This is a genomic window from Kitasatospora sp. GP30 (assembly GCF_029892145.1).
Lineage (GTDB): Bacteria > Actinomycetota > Actinomycetes > Streptomycetales > Streptomycetaceae > Kitasatospora > Kitasatospora acidiphila.
The window spans coordinates 125,902-144,231 of the sequence record NZ_JARZAH010000008.1 but is presented as its reverse complement, the minus strand read 5'-3'; the positions used below and the strand labels follow the sequence as shown (position 1 = coordinate 144,231).

General features: G+C 70.4%; 33 protein-coding genes. 17 read left to right on the top strand and 16 right to left on the bottom strand.

Annotation, left to right across the window (positions count from 1 at the left end; genetic code table 11):
• Nucleotides 1-186: 186 nt before the first annotated feature.
• The 15 genes from P3T35_RS15215 to P3T35_RS15145 all read left to right on the top strand — a co-directional run bounded on the left by P3T35_RS15215 (nt 187) and on the right by P3T35_RS15145 (nt 5,020).
• On the top strand, nt 187-498 hold the full coding sequence (locus P3T35_RS15215; protein ID WP_101382601.1) for a hypothetical protein: 312 nt from the start codon (nt 187-189) through the stop codon (nt 496-498).
• 2 nt (nt 499-500) lie between these two features.
• On the top strand, nt 501-680 hold the full coding sequence (locus P3T35_RS15210; protein WP_101382600.1) for a hypothetical protein: 180 nt from the start codon (nt 501-503) through the stop codon (nt 678-680).
• Between the two features lie 120 nt (nt 681-800).
• Nucleotides 801-1,067 (top strand): hypothetical protein, encoded by a 267-nt coding sequence (locus P3T35_RS15205; protein ID WP_101382599.1) that lies wholly within the window; start codon nt 801-803, stop codon nt 1,065-1,067.
• Nucleotides 1,068-1,084: 17 nt separating this feature from the next.
• Nucleotides 1,085-1,477, top strand: coding sequence for a hypothetical protein (locus tag P3T35_RS15200; protein WP_101382598.1), 393 nt, complete (start codon nt 1,085-1,087; stop codon nt 1,475-1,477).
• Between the two features lie 29 nt (nt 1,478-1,506).
• Entirely contained in the window at nt 1,507-1,737 is a 231-nt protein-coding gene (locus P3T35_RS15195; RefSeq protein WP_101382597.1) for a hypothetical protein, read from the top strand.
• A 47-nt stretch (nt 1,738-1,784) separates the two neighbouring features.
• Nucleotides 1,785-2,327: a hypothetical protein gene (locus P3T35_RS15190; protein WP_101382596.1), complete on the top strand. Its 543-nt coding sequence runs from the start codon at nt 1,785-1,787 to the stop codon at nt 2,325-2,327.
• A 34-nt stretch (nt 2,328-2,361) separates the two neighbouring features.
• A complete protein-coding gene (locus P3T35_RS15185) occupies nt 2,362-2,553 on the top strand; it encodes a hypothetical protein (protein ID WP_101382595.1) in 192 nt (63 codons plus the stop codon).
• Nucleotides 2,550-2,759, top strand: coding sequence for a hypothetical protein (locus tag P3T35_RS15180; protein ID WP_101382594.1), 210 nt, complete (start codon nt 2,550-2,552; stop codon nt 2,757-2,759). Before P3T35_RS15185 ends, P3T35_RS15180 begins: the two co-directional genes overlap by 4 nt.
• A complete protein-coding gene (locus P3T35_RS15175; protein ID WP_180356613.1) occupies nt 2,756-2,902 on the top strand; it encodes a hypothetical protein in 147 nt (48 codons plus the stop codon). Before P3T35_RS15180 ends, P3T35_RS15175 begins: the two co-directional genes overlap by 4 nt.
• Complete coding sequence (locus tag P3T35_RS15170; RefSeq protein WP_101382593.1) at nt 2,899-3,084, top strand: hypothetical protein; 186 nt, start codon at nt 2,899-2,901, stop codon at nt 3,082-3,084. Before P3T35_RS15175 ends, P3T35_RS15170 begins: the two co-directional genes overlap by 4 nt.
• A complete protein-coding gene (locus P3T35_RS15165; RefSeq protein WP_101382592.1) occupies nt 3,081-3,464 on the top strand; it encodes a hypothetical protein in 384 nt (127 codons plus the stop codon). The genes P3T35_RS15170 and P3T35_RS15165 overlap by 4 nt, the downstream gene beginning before the upstream one ends.
• Nucleotides 3,465-3,482: 18 nt before the next feature.
• Nucleotides 3,483-3,638 carry a hypothetical protein gene (locus P3T35_RS15160; RefSeq protein ID WP_180356612.1) on the top strand — a complete coding sequence of 52 codons (156 nt, stop codon included), beginning with the start codon at nt 3,483-3,485 and terminating at the stop codon, nt 3,636-3,638.
• Entirely contained in the window at nt 3,635-3,946 is a 312-nt protein-coding gene (locus tag P3T35_RS15155) for a hypothetical protein (RefSeq protein WP_280706271.1), read from the top strand. Before P3T35_RS15160 ends, P3T35_RS15155 begins: the two co-directional genes overlap by 4 nt.
• 8 nt (nt 3,947-3,954) lie before the next feature.
• Nucleotides 3,955-4,107: a hypothetical protein gene (locus tag P3T35_RS15150; protein WP_180356611.1), complete on the top strand. Its 153-nt coding sequence runs from the start codon at nt 3,955-3,957 to the stop codon at nt 4,105-4,107.
• A gap of 274 nt (nt 4,108-4,381) precedes the next feature.
• Nucleotides 4,382-5,020 carry a hypothetical protein gene (locus tag P3T35_RS15145; RefSeq protein WP_101382591.1) on the top strand — a complete coding sequence of 213 codons (639 nt, stop codon included), beginning with the start codon at nt 4,382-4,384 and terminating at the stop codon, nt 5,018-5,020.
• A 72-nt stretch (nt 5,021-5,092) separates the two neighbouring features.
• Here P3T35_RS15145 and P3T35_RS15140 read toward each other — a convergent pair whose 3' ends face one another.
• From P3T35_RS15140 to P3T35_RS15115, 6 genes are all read right to left on the bottom strand, one after another.
• Entirely contained in the window at nt 5,093-5,494 is a 402-nt protein-coding gene (locus P3T35_RS15140; protein WP_101382590.1) for a hypothetical protein, read from the bottom strand.
• Nucleotides 5,491-6,222 carry a hypothetical protein gene (locus P3T35_RS15135; protein ID WP_101382589.1) on the bottom strand — a complete coding sequence of 244 codons (732 nt, stop codon included), beginning with the start codon at nt 6,220-6,222 and terminating at the stop codon, nt 5,491-5,493. The genes P3T35_RS15140 and P3T35_RS15135 overlap by 4 nt, the downstream gene beginning before the upstream one ends.
• Nucleotides 6,201-6,602, bottom strand: a complete 402-nt coding sequence (locus P3T35_RS15130; RefSeq protein ID WP_101382588.1) for a helix-turn-helix domain-containing protein — start codon at nt 6,600-6,602, stop codon at nt 6,201-6,203. The genes P3T35_RS15135 and P3T35_RS15130 overlap by 22 nt, the downstream gene beginning before the upstream one ends.
• Nucleotides 6,603-6,612: 10 nt before the next feature.
• Nucleotides 6,613-10,599, bottom strand: coding sequence for a hypothetical protein (locus P3T35_RS15125; protein ID WP_101382587.1), 3,987 nt, complete (start codon nt 10,597-10,599; stop codon nt 6,613-6,615).
• Nucleotides 10,599-11,027, bottom strand: coding sequence for a hypothetical protein (locus P3T35_RS15120; RefSeq protein ID WP_101382586.1), 429 nt, complete (start codon nt 11,025-11,027; stop codon nt 10,599-10,601). Before P3T35_RS15120 ends, P3T35_RS15125 begins: the two co-directional genes overlap by 1 nt.
• Before the next feature lie 65 nt (nt 11,028-11,092).
• Nucleotides 11,093-11,521 (bottom strand): helix-turn-helix domain-containing protein, encoded by a 429-nt coding sequence (locus P3T35_RS15115; protein WP_143676915.1) that lies wholly within the window; start codon nt 11,519-11,521, stop codon nt 11,093-11,095.
• A gap of 56 nt (nt 11,522-11,577) precedes the next feature.
• On the opposite strand from P3T35_RS15115, the gene P3T35_RS15110 reads away from it, so the two are divergent.
• On the top strand, nt 11,578-12,603 hold the full coding sequence (locus P3T35_RS15110; protein ID WP_101382584.1) for a site-specific integrase: 1,026 nt from the start codon (nt 11,578-11,580) through the stop codon (nt 12,601-12,603).
• 60 nt (nt 12,604-12,663) lie between these two features.
• Nucleotides 12,664-12,942, top strand: a complete 279-nt coding sequence (locus P3T35_RS15105; protein WP_101382583.1) for a hypothetical protein — start codon at nt 12,664-12,666, stop codon at nt 12,940-12,942.
• 164 nt (nt 12,943-13,106) lie between these two features.
• Here the strand turns inward: P3T35_RS15105 and P3T35_RS15100 are convergent, their stop codons facing one another.
• From P3T35_RS15100 to P3T35_RS15055, 10 genes are all read right to left on the bottom strand, one after another.
• The gene (locus P3T35_RS15100) at nt 13,107-13,310 is read right to left on the bottom strand and encodes a hypothetical protein (RefSeq protein WP_101382582.1); all 204 of its coding nucleotides are present in this window, start codon (nt 13,308-13,310) and stop codon (nt 13,107-13,109) included.
• A 6-nt stretch (nt 13,311-13,316) separates the two neighbouring features.
• Complete coding sequence (locus P3T35_RS15095; RefSeq protein ID WP_143676914.1) at nt 13,317-14,048, bottom strand: hypothetical protein; 732 nt, start codon at nt 14,046-14,048, stop codon at nt 13,317-13,319.
• Between the two features lie 295 nt (nt 14,049-14,343).
• Entirely contained in the window at nt 14,344-15,444 is a 1,101-nt protein-coding gene (locus P3T35_RS15090) for an AAA family ATPase (protein ID WP_180356610.1), read from the bottom strand.
• Nucleotides 15,441-15,767: a hypothetical protein gene (locus P3T35_RS15085; protein ID WP_101382579.1), complete on the bottom strand. Its 327-nt coding sequence runs from the start codon at nt 15,765-15,767 to the stop codon at nt 15,441-15,443. Before P3T35_RS15085 ends, P3T35_RS15090 begins: the two co-directional genes overlap by 4 nt.
• Nucleotides 15,764-16,741, bottom strand: coding sequence for a bifunctional DNA primase/polymerase (locus tag P3T35_RS15080; RefSeq protein ID WP_101382578.1), 978 nt, complete (start codon nt 16,739-16,741; stop codon nt 15,764-15,766). The genes P3T35_RS15085 and P3T35_RS15080 overlap by 4 nt, the downstream gene beginning before the upstream one ends.
• Nucleotides 16,738-17,148 (bottom strand): hypothetical protein, encoded by a 411-nt coding sequence (locus P3T35_RS15075; protein WP_101382577.1) that lies wholly within the window; start codon nt 17,146-17,148, stop codon nt 16,738-16,740. Before P3T35_RS15075 ends, P3T35_RS15080 begins: the two co-directional genes overlap by 4 nt.
• Entirely contained in the window at nt 17,145-17,360 is a 216-nt protein-coding gene (locus tag P3T35_RS15070; protein ID WP_143676913.1) for a hypothetical protein, read from the bottom strand. The genes P3T35_RS15075 and P3T35_RS15070 overlap by 4 nt, the downstream gene beginning before the upstream one ends.
• Nucleotides 17,357-17,686, bottom strand: a complete 330-nt coding sequence (locus P3T35_RS15065) for a hypothetical protein (RefSeq protein WP_143676912.1) — start codon at nt 17,684-17,686, stop codon at nt 17,357-17,359. Before P3T35_RS15065 ends, P3T35_RS15070 begins: the two co-directional genes overlap by 4 nt.
• A 163-nt stretch (nt 17,687-17,849) precedes the next feature.
• The gene (locus tag P3T35_RS15060; protein WP_180356609.1) at nt 17,850-18,017 is read right to left on the bottom strand and encodes a hypothetical protein; all 168 of its coding nucleotides are present in this window, start codon (nt 18,015-18,017) and stop codon (nt 17,850-17,852) included.
• Nucleotides 18,014-18,259 (bottom strand): helix-turn-helix transcriptional regulator, encoded by a 246-nt coding sequence (locus P3T35_RS15055; RefSeq protein WP_101385325.1) that lies wholly within the window; start codon nt 18,257-18,259, stop codon nt 18,014-18,016. The genes P3T35_RS15060 and P3T35_RS15055 overlap by 4 nt, the downstream gene beginning before the upstream one ends.
• Nucleotides 18,260-18,330 lie beyond the last annotated feature (71 nt).

Here is an 18,330-nt window from a genome sequence, read left to right as displayed (position 1 = left end):
CCCCTTTTGACCTGGTATGTCACCCCGTCCGGCCGTAGCCGGACCCCGTCTCCCGGACGGGGTGACCACCCCGGTGGACGGGGTCACAAACCTCTACAAACCAGGACACAGGCGGGGTCGCAGCCCAGCGGGCCGCCCGCCTGGACAGCCTGACAAACCATCACGAACCAGACAGGAGACAGAACCATGGGCTGGAACTGGGACCACGACCGCACCGGCTACAACGGCCGGGGCGGACGCTCCTACACCTCACACTCGGAACTCGGCAACGAGCTGCGCCGCACCGCCGGCCGCACCGACTGGGCCGCGATCGCGCCCCTCTTCGACCGCGGCTCCGGCGACGCGTTCACCGTGCCGCCCGCGCAGGCCGGCCGAATCGCCGACGCGCTCACCGCACTCGCCCCGATCGTCAGCGCGACCTGGACCACGCCGGTCCGCGAGCTGGCCGCCGCCGCCCGTGCCGCCCACCGCGCCGGCGCCGTCTGGCAGTGGAGCTGACCATGTGGACCCGCACCCCGGAGGAACTCGCGGACGCTGAGCGGCAAGCGGTGCAGTACGCCGAGGAGATCCGCGACCTGCTGAACCGGCTGGACGCCCTGCAGCCGGGATCCACGTCCGGCCAGATCACCGGCCTCGGCGTCGAGATCGCCCGCCACGCCGGCAGCTGGACGGTGCGCTGATGACCAACCCGATCTGCCCCGGCTGCCAGCACCCCCGGGCCGACCACGACGGCGACGACTGCCGGCACAGCTGGTGTCGCTGCCCGCTCGACCTCAACGACGACAACCAGGAGGACTGAGATGAGCGCCCTCGACGACGCGACCACCTACTACCAGCAGACCCGCCACCGGCTCACGACCAGCCACCACGCCACCCCGACGATGCGCCAGCTGTACGGCGATGAGTACAAGCGGGCTCTGGAGCAGCTGCTGCGCCTGGCGCAGGCCGCCGGCCCCAAGACCGAGGCCGAGGTGCGGGCCATGGTGATCCGGGATGTCGAACGGATGGAGATGGAGGCCAGCATCAGCGAGAAGCTGCGCCGCCTGGCCGACATCATCTTCCGCTAAGCGAGAGGAACGCCACCGTGACCAGCGCCAACGACATCATCGACACCCACATCGGCCAGGGCCGCGACCGAGTCGACTACGCCTGCCAGCAGCTCTTGGCGGCTGGCGACGCTGACCGCCCCGTGTGGCTGATGCAGATCCAGGCTGACCGGGCGGCGCTCGACGCGATCGTCCGGTTCCAGCGGGACGCCGTCGGCCACACCGACCCGGCCGCGCTCGCCGAGCAGCGCCGGGAGGAACTGCGGCTGACCGCCGAGGCCACCGACCTGGCCCGCAACCACGGCGCCCACACCCGCGGGGAGCGCGGCGGCATCGCCGGGGAGGCCCTGGTTCTGCGGGCCCTCGCCCCGTTCACCGCCATGGCCAACCTGCACAGCGACCTGTGGCAGGCCAGCCGCAACGCCGCTTGACCGAATCACAGCCCCGAAGGGAGTTACCCATGGCCATCCATGTCATCGCCCGCTACGCGACCGCCGGTGGCGGCGCCGTCGAGGTCCTGCGGCGCAGTGGACTGCTTCGCATCACCACGTACGAGGCGACCTGCTCCGGCTGCCGCGACGGCATCGCCCACCAGGTGAACCCGAACGTGGTGGGCGGCCTCGGCCCGGAGGGCGCCGCGGACCGCTGGGCTAGGCAGCACGCCGCCGGCTGCCGCCGGATCCCGACCTGACCAGACACCAGACCCCGCACACACGCTGACCAGGAAGGAGGCCCGTCGTGGTCGCCACGCTCACCGCACCGCAGACCATCGACTGGGCTTCTTCCCTGGACCTCGGCCCGCTCCTGGTCGCGGAGATCGAGGCCTACCTGCGGTCCCTGCCAGCACCCGCCAGCCGCGCGCCGGTCCTCGCCCCCGTGCTGCCCGTCAACCCGTACGGCCAGGTCATCCACTCCTGGCACCACGGCATCGAGCTGCCCGAGCCGACCCTGCTCGGCCGGATCCGAGGCCGGCGCCCCATCGCCCAGGTGACACCCGCCCAGCACCTCGACCTGCTGTCCCGGTACATCCACCAGCACGGCTGGCTGCAGGGCGCGCTCTGGGATGCGTCCGGCGCGGTCTGCATCCTCGGTGCGCAGCTGCGGATCCTCGCCGCCGGCTACTCCAGCCCGGCCGTGGTCGAGCGGGCCCGCGAGCTGATCGGCAACGAGATCGGCTACCGGCGGGAACGTGGCCCGATCGACACCTGGAACGACACCAAGGGACGCCGAGCCGCCGAGGTGCACCAGCTGCTCCGGGCCGCCGCCGCGCGCGCCCACTGACCCACCCGCCAACCGAACCAGGCAAGGAACCGACGTGACCTACAACCGAGGCGACCGAGTCGTCATCACCAACCCGCAGCAGCCCACCGGCCACCAGATCGGCGACACCGCCGAGGTCATCCACACGCAGGACACCCCGCACGGGCAGATGCTGAAGCTCATCCACGACGACGGACGCGTAGTCACCGTCTGGGCCACCGAGATCAGCAAGGCAGCCGACCGGTGACCGCGGCGACGTTTTCGCACTCGTGCGAGACCAAGCTGCGCGAACTGTGGGACGCCCAGGGTGTCGAGGTGCACATCTCGACCGCCCCGCCGATGGTGGCCGGCCCGTACACCACCGACGGGATGCGCTGCCCGCACGGCATCACCTACTGGTGGGAGCCGACCGGCGAGCAGATCGCCGCCTGGGTCCGGGACGGTGTCCAGTGAGCGTCTGCCAGGCGTGCGGGCACCCGACCAGCCCCGACAACCCGCCCGTCCGCGTCGAGGGCTACACGATCCACCAGGGCCACCTGACCGACCCGCGCAGCGGCTTCTACGGCGCCATGCCGGACCCCGAGGAGGAGAAGTGAGCAGCACCCAGTACGAGTCGGTTCGCCGTTACACCGAGGCCAAGCAGGCCGGCGACACCGAGACCGCAAACGCCATCGCCGCCGACGCGATCAGCCGGTTCGACTCCCGCACCATCACCGCGGACGAGTACAACGCCCTGCTCAACGCCACCATGACCACCCGACTGGGAGAGGGACTGTGACCACCTACCCCGAGAACGTGATCGCCCGCTACCTGACCGCCGGCGGCGCCCACGTGGACGTGTACGACGCCACGGTGACCGCCGTACCCGGCCGCGTCGAGATCTACGACGGCGCCGAGTGGCCCACCACCAAGGTCTCTGCGACTGCCGTCTGCTCCGGCTGCGGCAACAAGCAGATCGTCCAGGACACGGTTGAGCCGCTCTGCACCACGGGCCCCAGCATCGCGGAATGGGCGGTGGCGAACGTGCGGCGCTGGGCCCAGGACCACGCCGGAACCTGCCGGGCGATGCCCGGCCCGAGGCCGGCCAGTGAATACGTGGTTGTGCCGCGAGTGCGGCACCTGGAACGCCTGCACGGGCAAGACCTGCATGGTCTGTGACCACCCGCAGGTGACCCGGTGACTCCCGACACGTACGGCATCACCGCCCGCGACCTGGCCGAGCAGCTCGCCGACACCGGCAGCTGGGACTCGGCCGACATCCCCGAGCGCCCCCAGTCCTGGCGCGCGTTCGGCAAAGGCCCCGACACCACCACCCCGAAGGAGCAGCAGTGACCACCCAGACCGAAGCCATGACCGCCCAGTACCTGACCGCCGGCGGCGCCACCGTCGACATCACCGTCCGGATCAGCCACGACTACGTGGCCGAGGAGAGCGGCCTGGACTGGATCGACATCAACCACCAGGCCGCGTGCACCGGCTGCGGCGCAGCGGCCCAGGCGTACAGCGACTACGGCACCGACGACACCGAGCAGGCCCGCCGGGAGGCCACCGACCTGACCTCCCCCAAGGGCCGAGACATCAAGCAGTGGGCCCAGTCCCACGCCGCGACCTGCCGGGCGATGCCCCGGCCCAAGAAGTAGGAGCGGGCGTGACCAGCACCGACGACACCCAGCGTCCGCCCAACTGGCCCAGCTGCTACGGCTGCGGAACCCTGTTCGACCCCGACGACAAGCGGCCGGACGGCCACGCCCGACACTCGCTCTCGGACTACTGCCGGTCCTGCTGGGCGAAGACGCACTGAGCGCAGACGACGAAGGCCCAGACCATCACGGTCCGGGCCTTTTCGCGTTCCAGAACGCCCCTGCCAGGCTGCAGAGTTGCCCACCATCCGCCAGTGCGACAAGGTGGGCGCCCATCCGGGCCCGTGCACCAGGCCCACAACGCCAGGGGGCGGAATGAGAACGCACACCAGCCGGAGACACACAACCGCGGCACTCACCCTCGCAATCACGGGACTGGCCGCCGCGACCAGCTGCAGCAGCACCAGCAAGCCGGCCGCCGCCCCATCGCCGAGCGTGGCCATCACCACGACCGTCCCCGCCGTCGCCAGCCCGACCGCAACAACCGCCAGCAGTTCGGCGAGCCCCAGCCCCAGCCCCAACTCGGGCGTGGCACTGCCCAGCGTCGCCACCCTGCGGGACGCCCTCCTCACCGCCGCCGAACTCGGCCCCACCTTCACCACCGCACCAGACAGCGGCGACCCCAACCACTCGGCCAGCGGCTGCAAGCCCCTCGCCGATCTCCTCAACGAACCACCCGCCAGCACCAACCAGGTGACCGCCAACTACCAGCGCAGCGCCATCGGCCCGTTCGTCAGCCTCGAACTCACCACCGGAACCCCGCCGGCACTCCAGGCGGGCTACGACTCGGTGAAGGCGGCATTCAGCAGCTGCCAGACCGTCACGCTGACAATCGGCGGCACGACGACCACCTTCACGCTGACGCCCATGCAAGCTGGCGGCGCCAACACGGTCGCGGACCGCATGGACGGCTCCGTGAAAGGCGTGCAGATGACCGGCTACATCATGCTCGACCTGCTGCCCTCGGCGATCCTGACGTTCGACCAGATGCAGGTCGACAGCGGCAGCTCGCAGCTGGCCTTCGCCCTCCATAGCAAGGCACTGACGAAGGCACAGCAGAAGCTCGGCGGCTGACGGCCCCGGAATGACGAGAAAGGCCCCGGCCGCCCGATCACTGGCCAGCCGGGGCACTTCCTGGCGGTGCGATCAGCGTCGACCGCGTCGCCTCTGCGCTGGCACACCCAGATGCGCCAGCTTCCCCGCCGCAGCCCACTCGCCGACCACCCGCGGCGACGCCAGCTGCACATCCTCCACAGTGATCGAGCCGTCGTAGTCGGCGGTCAGCTGAGCCTGCCGAGCCGCGGTGCGCATCAGCTGCTCGTTGTACGACAGCGGCACCGCCTCCGGCGTCGGCTCGGGCTCGGCCGGCCGACCGCTCTCCACGGCCTGCCGCACCGCCGCCGACACCCGATCCACGAACCCGGGCGTATCAGGGCCCAGCGCAGCCACCCGCGCCATGAACTGCGCCGAGTCGACCAGAGCCGCCGCGTCCGCCTGGTGCGCGGCGGCGGCCAGGTGCACAGCCAGCTCGGCCGTGGTCTCGCTCACGCCAGCTCACCCGCCATCCACCGGTCGATGTCCACCTCGGAAAGCGGCTCCAGCGTGCCCGAGCGAATGTGTGCCTGCATCCCCGAGTTCAGGTCGCCCTCGATCGGGTGCAGGACACCGTTGTTGCCGCGCAGCAGGTGATCGGGGCGACGCGGCGCCGGTGCCTCGACGACCGGCCGCACCAGGTGCGCCGCCCGCTGGACGTCCCCGGCAACGGCGAACTGCAGCGCCTGCTCGACCCGGTCCAAGACCGGCACCAGCACCATCGCCTTGTGCTGCACCGAACGGCCCTCGACCGCCACATGCCCCGACGTGGCGCGCGGACCTCCAGGCGCCTTGGCCTCGACCTGGAGGTCGACGGCGGCAGCGACCAGGGCGGCCACCTGGACGTCGTGCTCGTCGGCCAGGGCCCGCACCCGGGCGCACGCCGTGGCGACGCCCTCCAGGGCCTTCGCCAGTGTGTTGGCCGCGGTCGAGGCGGCCACCTTATCGACCTCCGCGCCGACAGCCGTCAGGCCGTCCAGGCGGGCCTGTGTGCGTTCGGATTCAGCGCGGGCCTGCGCGCCCTGGGCGGCGAGATCGGCGTGCCGCCACCGGTCGCGCAGCCGGTGCAGCGCCTCAAATCCGACGCTGCCGCCGGCCGCCAGCTTCGTCTCGGCCTTCCGCACCTCGATCCGCGCCTGCTCCGCCGTGTCCTGCGCGGTGCTCACGCTGCCCGCTGCTGCCATGTCCGTCTCCTGCCGTATCTGTTGGCGCTGTCCTCGTCGATCTGCCAGTCCCGTCCGGCCTTGCGGGCGATCAGTGTGCCGTCGTGGGCGAGCCGGCGGACCTGGCGCGGCGAGAGTCCGGAGACCCGCGCCGCCTCATCCACCGTCAGCTGCCGTACCGGCGTGACTGGTGTGGCCAGAATGCGCCTGGGCCGTCCGCACGCGGACGCGGCAGTGACCTGGAGCTGGGCGCGCAGACCATCCAGCGCCGGCACGCTGGGGAGTGTCCCGTTCCTCGCGGCCAACACCTCGATGCCGTAGCCGAGCAGCTGGCCGACGAGCGCGGCCAGCTCGGGCGGCACCTCGACTCCGGTCGCATTGCGTGGCGGCGTGATCGTCATGGTCAGCCCCTCACGCGAGTGCGAGCGCCAGCTCGCGATGCATGGCGGCTTTCTGTTCGGCGCTGGGCCACTGAGTGCCGTTGAAGTTCTGCACAACGGTGACCTCGCGGCCGGGCAAGCCGCGCTGGGCGATGGCCTGATGGGCGATCACGCTCAGGGAGTCCCACTGTTCGGGCGTCAGCACCGCCTCGGGCTTGCTCAGCCCGTTGACTGGCATGTCGCCGGGCATGAGCCAGCCGCCGGAGTCGTAGCCGACGTAGGAATGCCCAGCGGCGAGCGCACGCAGCCCAGGGACATTGTTGATGTCCCCGTAGCGGGCCTTGATGTAGTTGATCGACGCCGCGATGTTGGCTACCGGGTCCAGCAGGTTCATCGCCGTGCCTGGCTGGTGGTAGGCGGCGAAGGTGGGGCCGATGACCTGCATGATGCCTTCGGACGGTGTCCCGGCAAGGGCGTTGGAGTCCCAGTTGTTGATCGCGTTCGGGTCGTCGCCGGACTCATAGTGCCCGATGGTCTCCAAGCCGGGGATCCAACTGGACGGCACCCCAGTCAGCTGCGCGGCAGTGGCGAACCACTGCGCGACCGCGGCCGGCGTTGCCGGAGCCGAGACCCCGCCTCCGGACGACCCGCCGCCGAACAGGTTGCCGATCGCACCGATGGCGTCCTTGACCAGCGTGGTCGGGATGCCGAGCATCAGCTTGGCGTAGTTCCCGGAGGCGCCATTTGTGCCGATGAACTTGGTCAATGCGGAGTTGAGACCGGAGGTGTCACCGGTGGCCACTGCCGAGACGACCTTTGCCAGGTCGAATCCCTTGCCGAGCAGTCCGGTGAAGTCGTTCCAGGCGTCGGTGGCGCCTCCGGTGACAGCGGAGACGAGTCCGGAGAGCCCTCCGCCGCTGAAGTGACCGGGCGTCGAGATCCGGCCGCCACCGTAGGCCGCGTTCAGGGCGAGTACGGTCTGCGGGCCGAGGGCTCGCACAGCCTCCGGCACCAGCACGCCCTCACCCGGGGACAGCATCGCCGGCACCGTGTCCCGCCCGGGTGCATAGCCGGGCAGGACGCCGCCGGTTGCGAGCGTGGCGATGGCCGGCAGTTCCAGCGACTTGTCGCCGATGGCATCGACCACGCCGTTCCACAGCGACTGGATCCCGTTGTCGTAGACGGTCTGGATCAGGAAGTTGACGGGCTTCTTGAAGATGTCCATCAGCTTGTTCCAGGCCGTGCTGAATGAGCTGGTGAAATCGTCGGCGCCCTTGGTGATGCCCGACCATAGGGGTGCGAAGACGTTGTTCAAAAGCCAGCTCGCCGCCGACTCGATGCCGGTGACCGCGTCGTGCCAGTGCGACAGCAACTCCGCGAACTTCGCGATGATCCACACGATCGCCTGCGTCAGCGGCACCTCGATCTTGAAGACCAGGTCCATGATGAACCCGGCCAACCGGATGATTACGTCGATGATCGGCGTCAGTGCCACGATCAGCTGCGCCAGCGGCGGGAACAGCGGCAGCAAGGCCTGCAGCATGCCGGTCAGGCCCTTTTGCAGCTCCTTCGCCAGCATGTCCGCGACCGCCTGAATGATCGGCGTCAGGGCCTGCAGGATCGGGGCCAGCGCCTTCGCCAGCTGGCCGATCAGATTACCGAGCACCGGCAGCAGAGGATCGATCGCCGAGAAGATCGCGGACAGCGCCGACACGACCGGCGTCAGCAGCGGACCGATTGCGTCCAGGACGGGCGACAGGCCCGCCACCAGCGCAGAGATCAGCTTGGAGAGCGGCGGGAGGAGCTGCTGCAGCACAGGCGCCAGCGACTGCGCCAGGTGCCCGACCAGGGTGCCGATCTCGCCACCCAGAGGCGCGAGGGCCTGCCCCAGTGGCGCGAGCAGGCCGCTCAGTGACCCGACGAAGGGCGACAAGCTCGTGACGAGCCCGGTGAGCCCGGAACCCAAGCCGCTGATCAGCGACGCGAGGCCGTTTGCGGCACCCGCCTGAGCACCGATCTTCGCGAGCGCTCCGGCGATCCCTCCGAGTGCCGGCCCGAGCACCCCGGCGATCTTCGCCCCGTTGTCGACCAAGCCCGAGAAGACGTCCTGCGCGTGGCTCGACTCCAAGGCCTTGCCGATGCTGCCGAACGCATCCGACAGCAACCCGCCCATCCGGGCGACGGCCGGCACGAGCGCGGGCACCATCGACTGCAAGCCATCAAGCAGCGTCATCAGCCCCGGAGCGATCGCCGTCTGCGCGGTCGTCTCCAGCTCCTTGAAGGCGCCCCGCATGCTGAGGATCTTCTCGACGACCTGCTGCGCCGCCGGCGACAAGCGAGCCATGTCCAGCGCGAACTGATTTGCCGCCTGGTTTGCCGTGGACTCGGTTGCGGCCAGCTGGAGTTGCTGCTCCCGGATCGTGTTCGTCAGGTCCCGTTCGGCGACCGCAATGTTGTGCGCGTCCTGCTGCTGCTGATACGCGGCCTGCTCGCTGGCCGCAGCCAGCTGCATCTGCGCTTGCTTGATCTGGTCAGCCGAGTTCAGCTGCACCAAGGTCTGCTGCGCCTGGGCGTCCGACAGCTGCGCGTGCGCATCCGCCTGCCCGTACTGGGCGGTCGTGACGGCCTGCTGGGCTTGAATCACCTGCTGGGAGCCGGCCACGCCCTGCTGGTGCGCCAAATTGGCGGCGTAGGTGCTGTTCGTCAGCTGATCCTGGGCGTCCGTCAGCCGCTGCTGCGCCTGCGCGACAGCGAGGGCCGCCTGCTGCCGGTCCAGGGCGGTGGAGTAGGCGTTCTGATCGGTCAACCTCTGCTGATACTCGGCCTGCTGGATCGCCAGCTGGGCTTGCTGGACGTTGAGCTTGTTGTCCGCGAGCTGGTCGTCCAACTGGCGCAGGTTCTCCCTGGCGGCCTCCCACGCCTGCGACAGGTTGTATTGCGCCTCGGACAGCGCGTAGTTGGCCTCCTCGACACCCTGCTCGGCCTGCTTTACGGACTGCAGGGCCTGGACCTGCTGCTCAGCGGAGTTGCGCTCCACTGAGGCCAGGTTCATCTGCGCCTGCGAGATGCTGTTCGCCGAGGTGATCGCGTCCTGAGCCGCCTGCCGACGCGCCTGACCCACCTGGTCCTGCGCCTGCTGCTGCGCCACCTGGTTGGAGAATGCGGTGGCGGCCTGCTGCTGCGGCGTGATCCCGACGTTCAGGCTCGCCTGGTGGGCGTCCGAGATGGCCTTGCCGATTCCGCCCAAACCGAGCGCCCCGACACCGCCGAGAAGCCCGAGGCCAGCTGCGGCCCCGCCGACGGCCGGCAGCAGCGCCGAGATCCCGGTGACCATGGCCGCATGGAGCGGGCTCGGCATGATCGCAGATATGAGGCCCTCGCCGGGCATGCTGAACCCGCTGCCCCCGCCACGGAAGTTCCGGCTCCAGCCGCCCCCACCGCCGGGCGCGCGAGGGACAAGCTCGTCCCCGCCGCCGCCACCGCTGGCGAACCGGCCGCGGCTGTCACGCAGACGGCCCTGCGCATCCCGGGACAGGCCGCCCTCGGCCGTACGGGCGTTGAGTGCGTCCAGACGGGCCTGAACGGCTTCGACCCGGGCGTCAAACGGGGCAGTGTCGAGGGTGACTCGGGGGCGGGCGGTGCGCTCGCCGAGGTCGTCGAGGCGTTCTTCGGCTCGTTCGGTGCCCTCCTCCAGCGGCGCCGAGTCGAGGCGTACCTCTGCGGTGGCGCGGCGCTCGTCCAGCTCGTCCAGGCGGGCGCGGGCCTCGTCGGCTCGGGCATCGAGATCGCCGCTGTCCAGGCGGACGCTGGGCGCGGCGTGGGCCTCGTTCAGCGCGTCGACACGGGCACGGGCCTCGTCCGCTCGGGCGTCCAGCTCCCTAGTGTCGAGCGTGACCCGAGCGCGGGCCTCGGCGCCGGCCGTCGCCTCTTCGAGCTGCGCCTGCAGCTCCTCGCGGAATCCGGAGAGGTCGGGTTTGACCTCGACGAACGCCGAGGCGATACGGAACCCTTCGGGCATCAGGCCACCCCCGTACCGGGTCGGGGGCGTGGCTGGTCGAGGATGGCGTCGGCAGCCGAACCGCTGATCTCGCCGAGCAACTGGTCGATGCCGGCGGCGTCCAGGCCGCCGCGGCGGCAGATCAGGTAGGCGATCGAAGCCAGGGCGCCCGCGACATGTCGGGGCGCGTCGGTGCCGGCCAGTACGGCGTGGAGGCCTTCGCCATCGTCACCGGCAAGGCAGCGGATCGCCGCGGCGGCGTCCCGGAAGGCGTCGACGCCGATCGCGGGCTCTAGGAATGCCTGGCCGGGGTTGCTTACCGGGGTCAGCGCGGCCGTGGCACAGATCCCGATGGGCCTGCCGTGCTGGTCGAAGCAGGCGACCCAGTCGGGCACCTCGACGTCGGCTTGCGGTCTGGCGGTTGTCTCGGTCGGGTCGTGGGCTGGCATTGCGGTCTCCTGCTGGTGCCGTGACTGGTTGCTGTCTCGGCGCCTTGACCGCTCCTGGTGGCCCTCTACGCCGCGGCCCGACCCCGGCCGGCCATCCACGTCGCTACCGAGGACGGATCCAGCAGCCATGCGCCGCGGTGGCCTGACTTCGTCCCTTGCAGGACGCCCTCGCAGGCCAGGCGGCGGATGAACTCTTCGCTGACACCCGCCAGTCGAGCGGCTTGACGTGCTGTAAGCCGTTCAAGGTCTGACGGTTGCGATAGTGCGATCGCGGAACCGGAACTGTCCTCGCCAGTTCCGGAATCCGCGCTGGCCAGCACGGTTGTGCGGAACTCGATCGCGGCGCGGTGGATCACCTCGGACAGCTCCACCACCCGGGCCGGCACGTGCCCGTCGCGGCGGCCGGCGTCGTAGACCGCGCGGCGCACCAGGCCGTCGAGCACGCACGCATCCTCGCCGCTGAGCCACACACCGGCTGGTATCTGTCGGGCCATCAGAATGACCCTCCATAAGCCAAGTTATGGGAGGCTATCGGCGGTAGACTGGGAGCATGTCGAGCGACCTCGTCCCGGCCGCTCCGGAAACCGCATCCAAGCTGGACGCGGTTCTCGGACCCGCCGCACCCGACAACCGCATCTCCGACGCCACCCGCGACCGCATCACCCGGTCCGTCCCCGAGAACACCCGGGCCGCTTACGAGCGCCAGTGGGCCGCGTTCACCAGCTGGTGCCAGGCTGCCGGCCGCGGCCCGCTCCCCGCGACCGCCGAGACCCTCGCCGAGTACGTGAACCATCTCGCCGACCTCGACCGGGCGCCGTCCACTATCGAGCAGGCCATCGCCGCGATCCGCACCGTCCACCGGCACAACGGGCACCCCGGACAGCCCGACACCGCCGCCGCGCTGTCCGTCCTCAAAGCCCACCGGCAGGACCGCGCCCAAGCCGGCAAGCGCAAGCGCAAGGCGCCGCCGGTCACCCTCGCCCCGCTGCGCGCGATGATCGACGCCACCGACCCGGCCACGCTCGCCGGGCTGCGCGACCGCGTGCTGCTCGTCCTCGGCTTCGCGATGATGGCTCGCCGCTCCGAGCTCGCCTCGCTGCAGATCCCGGACGTCACGTTCACCGAGGACGGCCTGGTCGTGCTGGTCCGCTCCTCGAAGACCGACCAGAACGCGGCCGGCGCGGAGATCACCATCCCCCGTGGTTCCCACCCCGACAGCGACCCCGTCCGTGTGGTCCGCGCGTGGCTGGACGCCCTCGCCGAACTCGGTGTCACCGACGGGCCGCTGCTGCGGCACATCAACCGTGGCGGCCGGCTCCAAGGCGGCAGCATGTCCGGCCGGGCCGTCAACGAGCGGGTCAAGGCCCTGGCGAAGGCGGCCGGCCTGGACGGCGCGGAGCTGTACACCGCGCACGGGCTGCGCGCTGGTGGCCCGACCGAGGCGGCGAAGAAGAAGGTGCCGGTGGCGTTCATCGCCGCGCACGGCCGCTGGTCGCCCTTGTCGCCGCAGGTCCACGAGTACGTGCGTGCCGTCGACCGCTGGGAGGACAACCCGATGCGCGGCATCGGGCTGTGACCCGGACGACGTTGAAGGCGCCGAGATGCGGAACCAGACCATCGGACCGACCCTGAAGCCGTGCACATCATCGCGCTCGACGACCCCAGGAAGACGCAGGATGCGCACGGCCAGGTGATCCGCAAGCTCGGGACCATCCATGCGGCTCGCCCCGAACCGCCTGACGCGGAGACCTACGAGGAGCTGACCCTCTGCCAGCTGCCGACTAGCCGGATGGATGTCCTCGGACGCCGTCCCTTGCAGAGCGGCGAGACGTGGTACCCGCCAACAGCGGTCGATCCTGGCCGTGCCGCCGTCTGCCCGCGGTGTGACGCCCTTGTACGGCAGCTTGCGCAGTAGCCACCGCAGAAACACGACAGCCCCGGCCGCCCCAGCAAGGGGTAGCCGGGGCCTGTCTTCGTTCGCCCGCATGACCAGCGGAGCGCGGAGCGCGCCCGAGCGGGCTGTCCCGCGCCGCACATCACTGCACAGCGGGCTTACGGCAAGCGGCTGGACCGGAAGGCTCACGACAGCTCCCGCGCACGCTCCTGGGCGGCACGCACGCGGCCCCGGCCAACCTCGCCCGCGGCAATGTCCAGCGCCTCCGGCAGGCCAAGCTCCTCGATCTGCTCGTACAGGTCGACGGCGCGCTCCAGGATGGCCTGCGCTATCTCGGCCTGCTCCGGCGTCAGCTTCCGCCAGTGCTTGCGCGGCTCTTCGCTGCTCACGCCGCATCACCCACCAGGGCGACGGCCAGGCGGGCGGACACGCACCAGCGCAGCCCGCAGGCCGGCTCGGCGCACTCGACGACGTCGAGGTGCTCGGCCCGGACGACGACACGGCCGAGGGTCTTCGTCGGGCGCGTCTTGCGGCAGGCCGGGCAGTGGCGCCACTGCTGCACGGTGATCGGCTTGGTCTTCACGCGGTTCTCCTCCTGGAGCTGGCGGGGATGGTGATGGGCTGTCGGGCGGCCGGCCCGGCGGACGGCCGCCCGTACCCGCGGCGAACTTCTCGGCCACCGCCCGATCGGTGCTCCAGGACCAGTCGGTGCGTCGCTCCGGCACTGAGCCACGCCACAGCTCCACCGGCCGGGTCGGACGCTCGGCCGGCTGACCGTCCACGGTGAAGCCGGCGACCTGAAACAGCCACCGCCAGGTGTCGTGGTCGAGGAGCCGGTCCGGGTACTCGCTGCCAGTCCAGACGGCACCGACGAGGGCGCGCACGGTGTCGTTGCCGACCTTGCCTTCGCCGTATGCCTCGTAGAGGAAGTCGGGGCCGTAGTTGCGGCCGGCAAGGCCGATGAGTCGTTCGAGCTGTTCGGTGGTCAGCTGGGCGGCGGCATCGAGCTCGGTCCAGGCCCGCTCGGCGAGCGGGTTGGGTTCGTGAATCACGGGGTTGTTCTCCTTCGGGTCGGGGTGACGGTCATGACCCTCGGCCGGCGGATCAACGGTCACGGCCTTGTCCACAGGGCTGGGGATACGGCCGCTCTCGTGGCGCGGCCTCGCGCGCGCGAGGGACGGGGTCGAACGTCTCGCCGAGGTCACCGGATCGCCAGCCGCATGTGACGCCGGACCGCGCCGGCCGAGGCGATGAGAGTGGGGCGCCAGATTGCTGCGATGGGTGCAGTCACTACGGGGGCGACCGCTCCACTGTCCCCTCCTGCCACCGTCCCCCCTATAGGGGGACTGGGGACGGTGGGTACGGTCGCGGTGACCGCGCCCATGGGGACGGTAAGGGGACGGTTGGGGACGGTGGGTACGGTCACTGTGACTTCTCCTCAGAGAACGGCTTCACCAGGCGGTGAAGCTGTGCGTTCCTGGGGCCTGTCTCGACGGCAACGAACTCCTCATCGACAAGCCGGGCGAGGGCCGCCCGCACGGCGTCCTTGTTGCCAGTGACGCGGTCCTGGACGCCACGGACGCTCAGCGGCTCTCGTGCAGTGACAAGGGCGTCCGAGACCTTCTTCATCAGCCCGGTCGGCCGGAACGGGCCGGTCTGCTCGATCGGGGCGACAAGGGACGCCTCGGCGTACTGCTCGAAGTGGGAGTGCAGGACGAAGTCGGCGAACCAGTGCATGCCGCTGGAGTGCGGAAGCGCGTGCCGCCGAAGCTGGCCGGGCCGGTCCTTGGCGATGCGGACCGTGGACTTGCCGATCACCCCAGCACCGAAGGGCGTGCGGTTCTCCAGCATGTACATCGCGCCGTTGAGCCCGTTGAGCTTGTGCACGCCGCCGATGGCGTACCGGCCGCGGCCTTCCTTGTCCTTGACCACGTGGTCGAGGGTGTTGACGGCGGCGCCGGTGTCGGCGATCGGTCGGAGGATGCTCCGGCCGAACTTTGCGACGTCGGTGTTGTCTTTGAGTTCGAGCCCGTGCAGGGCCATGCCCTCAGTGATGCCGTCCACGGTGACGTACGTCGGCCGAAGGTCGCCGAGGGCCTGGGTGAGTTCGAGCTTGTTCCAGCCGTCGGTGAGCGGCGATTCGGGGCGGATGTAGGCGAAGTGCTTCCGGATCAGGTCCGGGCTGACCTGGAGGGCCATGAGCCGGCCGACGACACCGCCGGCGTCGTCCTCGAAGTCGAGGAACAGCACGTTGTTTCCGCGGGCGATCTCGATGGCGGAGGCCAGGAGGGCGAACCAGGTCTTGCCGCCTTCGGATTCGCCGACGGTGGAGTGGATGCGGCCGGGGTAGAACATGCCGACGCCGTCTGCTCGCTGTCCGACGGTGGGCTGCGGCGGCACGTAGGTGCCGTCGAGGATGTCGGTGAGGTCCTGGGGCTTCCACGAGCGGTCGAGCTTCTCGCGTTCGGCGCCATCGGCCATCGGCGGGACGGTGCCCAGCCACGGGTCTTCGGTCTGGGTCACTGGTCGCCGCCGGCGTGCTGCTGGGTGAGGCGGATGCGGTACTCCAGGCCCTTGGTGGCGGTGCCGATGCAGCGTGCCTGGCGCGTGCCGAGCTGGGGATGCATGGTGGTGCCGCCCGGGTGGACGTGCAGGTTCTGGCAGAACGGGCAGTCCACGACCAGCAGCGCGTTCCAGCCGCCCTTGCGGTTCGGGATGCGGGTGGTGACCCACCTGGCGGTGGCGTTGCGGGTCTCGGGTTCCGGGTCGGGCTGCGGCTCGGGGATGCGCGGCTTGACCTTGATGTCGAAGAGGGCCTGGAGGACGGGCTTGTTCTCGGCGGTCATGCGGCACCTCCTCGGGCGGCTTTGGCCAGTGCGGTCTCGATGGCCTTGTGGATCTCGTACTCGTCCCGGGCGGCGGCCCGGCCGGCGGCGTGGATCTCGTCGCGCATCTCGTGCTCGCTGATCCGTCCGTCGAGGACCATGTGGGCGGCGGCGGTGGTGACCCGGCACAGTTCGGCATGCCGGATGCTCTCCGGCGCGCCGGCCAGCTCGTCGGCCAGCTGCTGCAGCGTCTTGCCGCGCTGCCCGTTGTCCTGACGCGGCACCAGACGGCGGACCGGCCGGGGAGGCGCGGGGGGCTTGGGCATGTGCCCGGTGCCCTCCAGGTGGTGGAGCAGCCAGGCCGGGGCTGGCATGGGCTGCGCCGAGTGACCGATCCGCCGGTATTCGCCGCCGTCGACGACCGAGGTCGGGCCGATGATGTACGAGCCGGTGGAGCGGACGTCGATGAGCCATCCGAAGTCGCCCTCGGACTTGTTGACGACCAGGCCGGGCGGCAGGGAGAACCAGAGGTGTAGCCCGCGGCCAGGAGTGGCGACGTGCATGGCGTCGGCCGGGTAGGGGGCGCCGTAGCGTTCGAGGGCAAGCGCGAATACGTCGAATCCGTCGACCACGCCGGGTAGTTGGTACTGCTCGGGGATCGGCTTGTTCTTCTTGTTGCGGTCGAGGTCGATGACGAGCAGGCACGCCGGTCCAGTGGAGATGGCGAAGTTGAGGTTCGGGTGCCGGTCGATCCAGGACTGCGCCTTGTCGTGGTCGAGGGTGGCGGCGTGGAAGCCGTGGCACAGGTCGGCCGGGTGGGGGCAGTCGTCGATGCCGAGGTGGCGCACGTACTCGGGTGACTTGATGTCGCACTGGGGGCACGACTTCATCGGCGCCTTGGAGCCGGGGGCGAGCGCGGAGACGGGGCAGCCACGGTCGATGAAGGCGTGGATCGCACGGTGGCGGCGCTCGCGCGGGCGGGGACCGAGGTTCATGCCGCCTCCCGCTTGCTGATGGCGACCTCGTCGGTGAGCTGGGCGACCGCGGCGCAGATCCTGCGGCCGGCGGATCGCGCAGCCCGCTCGGAGGGCTCGTCCTCCAACATCGCCTTGAGGCTGCCGAGGACGACGTGAAAGCGAGCGCGGGTCTCGTTAGCGCCGGGGTGGGTTTCGGCGAGCCGGGCAGTGCGGGCCGCGCGGCTGCGCGGGATGGGCCATTGCCCGGCCGGGATGGTGGCCGCCGTGCCCGACGGGCGGCTTTGGGGGGTGGACACGGTGGTCTCCGCTTGTCGAAGGGATTGGGCACCGGGTTGGGCGAGGGTGGTCCCGGTGTTGGTGCGGGCCCGGCCGGGCCGCCGCAGCGGGGGCTGCGGCGACTCGGCGGGGTGGCGCTGGTTGGTCACTGGCCACCGGCCTTGGTGTCGTCGGGCTCCAAGACCTCGATGTCGCTGCCGAGGATGAGCCGCATGAGGTGGGCGGCCTGCTCGGCGGTGGCCCAGGCGGGCGCGAACGCGACCATCCACACGTCGGGTTCGATCTGGACCAGGCGGAGCGGGTGGTCGTCCGGGTCGCGAAGGACCGGCAGCAACCCGACCTTTGGCTTAATGGCGTTCACCGGGCCTCCTCTACGGTGACGAGGGCGGCGAGGATGGCGCGGCGGATGCCGGTCCGGTGCTCGTGGTCGGCCCAGTGGGCGAAGACGGTGGCCGGGTCGGGGGCGCTGAACGCGTCCACGAACTGGTCGAAGTCGCCGGAGGTGAAGCCGAAGGCCCGGAACTGCTGGGCGAGTTGGACGGCGTCGTGGAGGGTTTCGGTGTCGGCCAGCGTGGTGCCGGCGCGAAGGCCGGGCCCAACGGTGGTGGCCGCGTCGCCGTCGGCAAGGACGGTGGGGAGGAGATCCGCCGGGATCGCTATGCCGGCGGTGCTGCGATGTGCAACCATGAGCACATCACGTCCTTCCTGGATTGCACTGGGTTGGATCGACGGCCCCGGGTCTGCTGGCGAGCGGAATGCCCGGGGCTTCGTCATGCCCGGGTGGGCGTGGGGCCTCCGTCTGTGCGTTGGTGCGGGAACACCGGCGTCCAGGCGGGGGTCGTTTCCGTTGCTAGGCGGCCTGCAGCGTGCGGGCCGGCTCAGTGCCGTTGAAGATCGCGCGGATTGTCACGATCTCGGAATCGGTGAGCGGGGGCCGTGCTGCGGCAACTTCGCGAATGAAGTCCGCAGGGTCCTGACCGGGCGAGAGCGACATCCAACCCTCGTCATCGACGATCACGCCGCCTCCTGGAGCGCCCGGAGGGCGGCGACATAGCGGTCAAGGAGCTGACCGCGGGGAGTCTGGCGAGCACCGGTCTCCCAGTGCCCGACTGCCTGGCGGGTGACGCCGATGGCGTCGGCAAGTTCCCGGCGGGAGAGCCCTGCGGCTTCCCGGATCCTTCGACGCTCGTCCGGGTTGGGCAGGCCATTCCGGACGCGCAGACGTGCGCGGATCTGCTCCGCTACTGATGTTGCGGTCATGTAGTCATGGTGATGCACCATGACGAATTTGGCAACAGTAGCCACATGCTGACTTCTATCGAAAGCGGGTC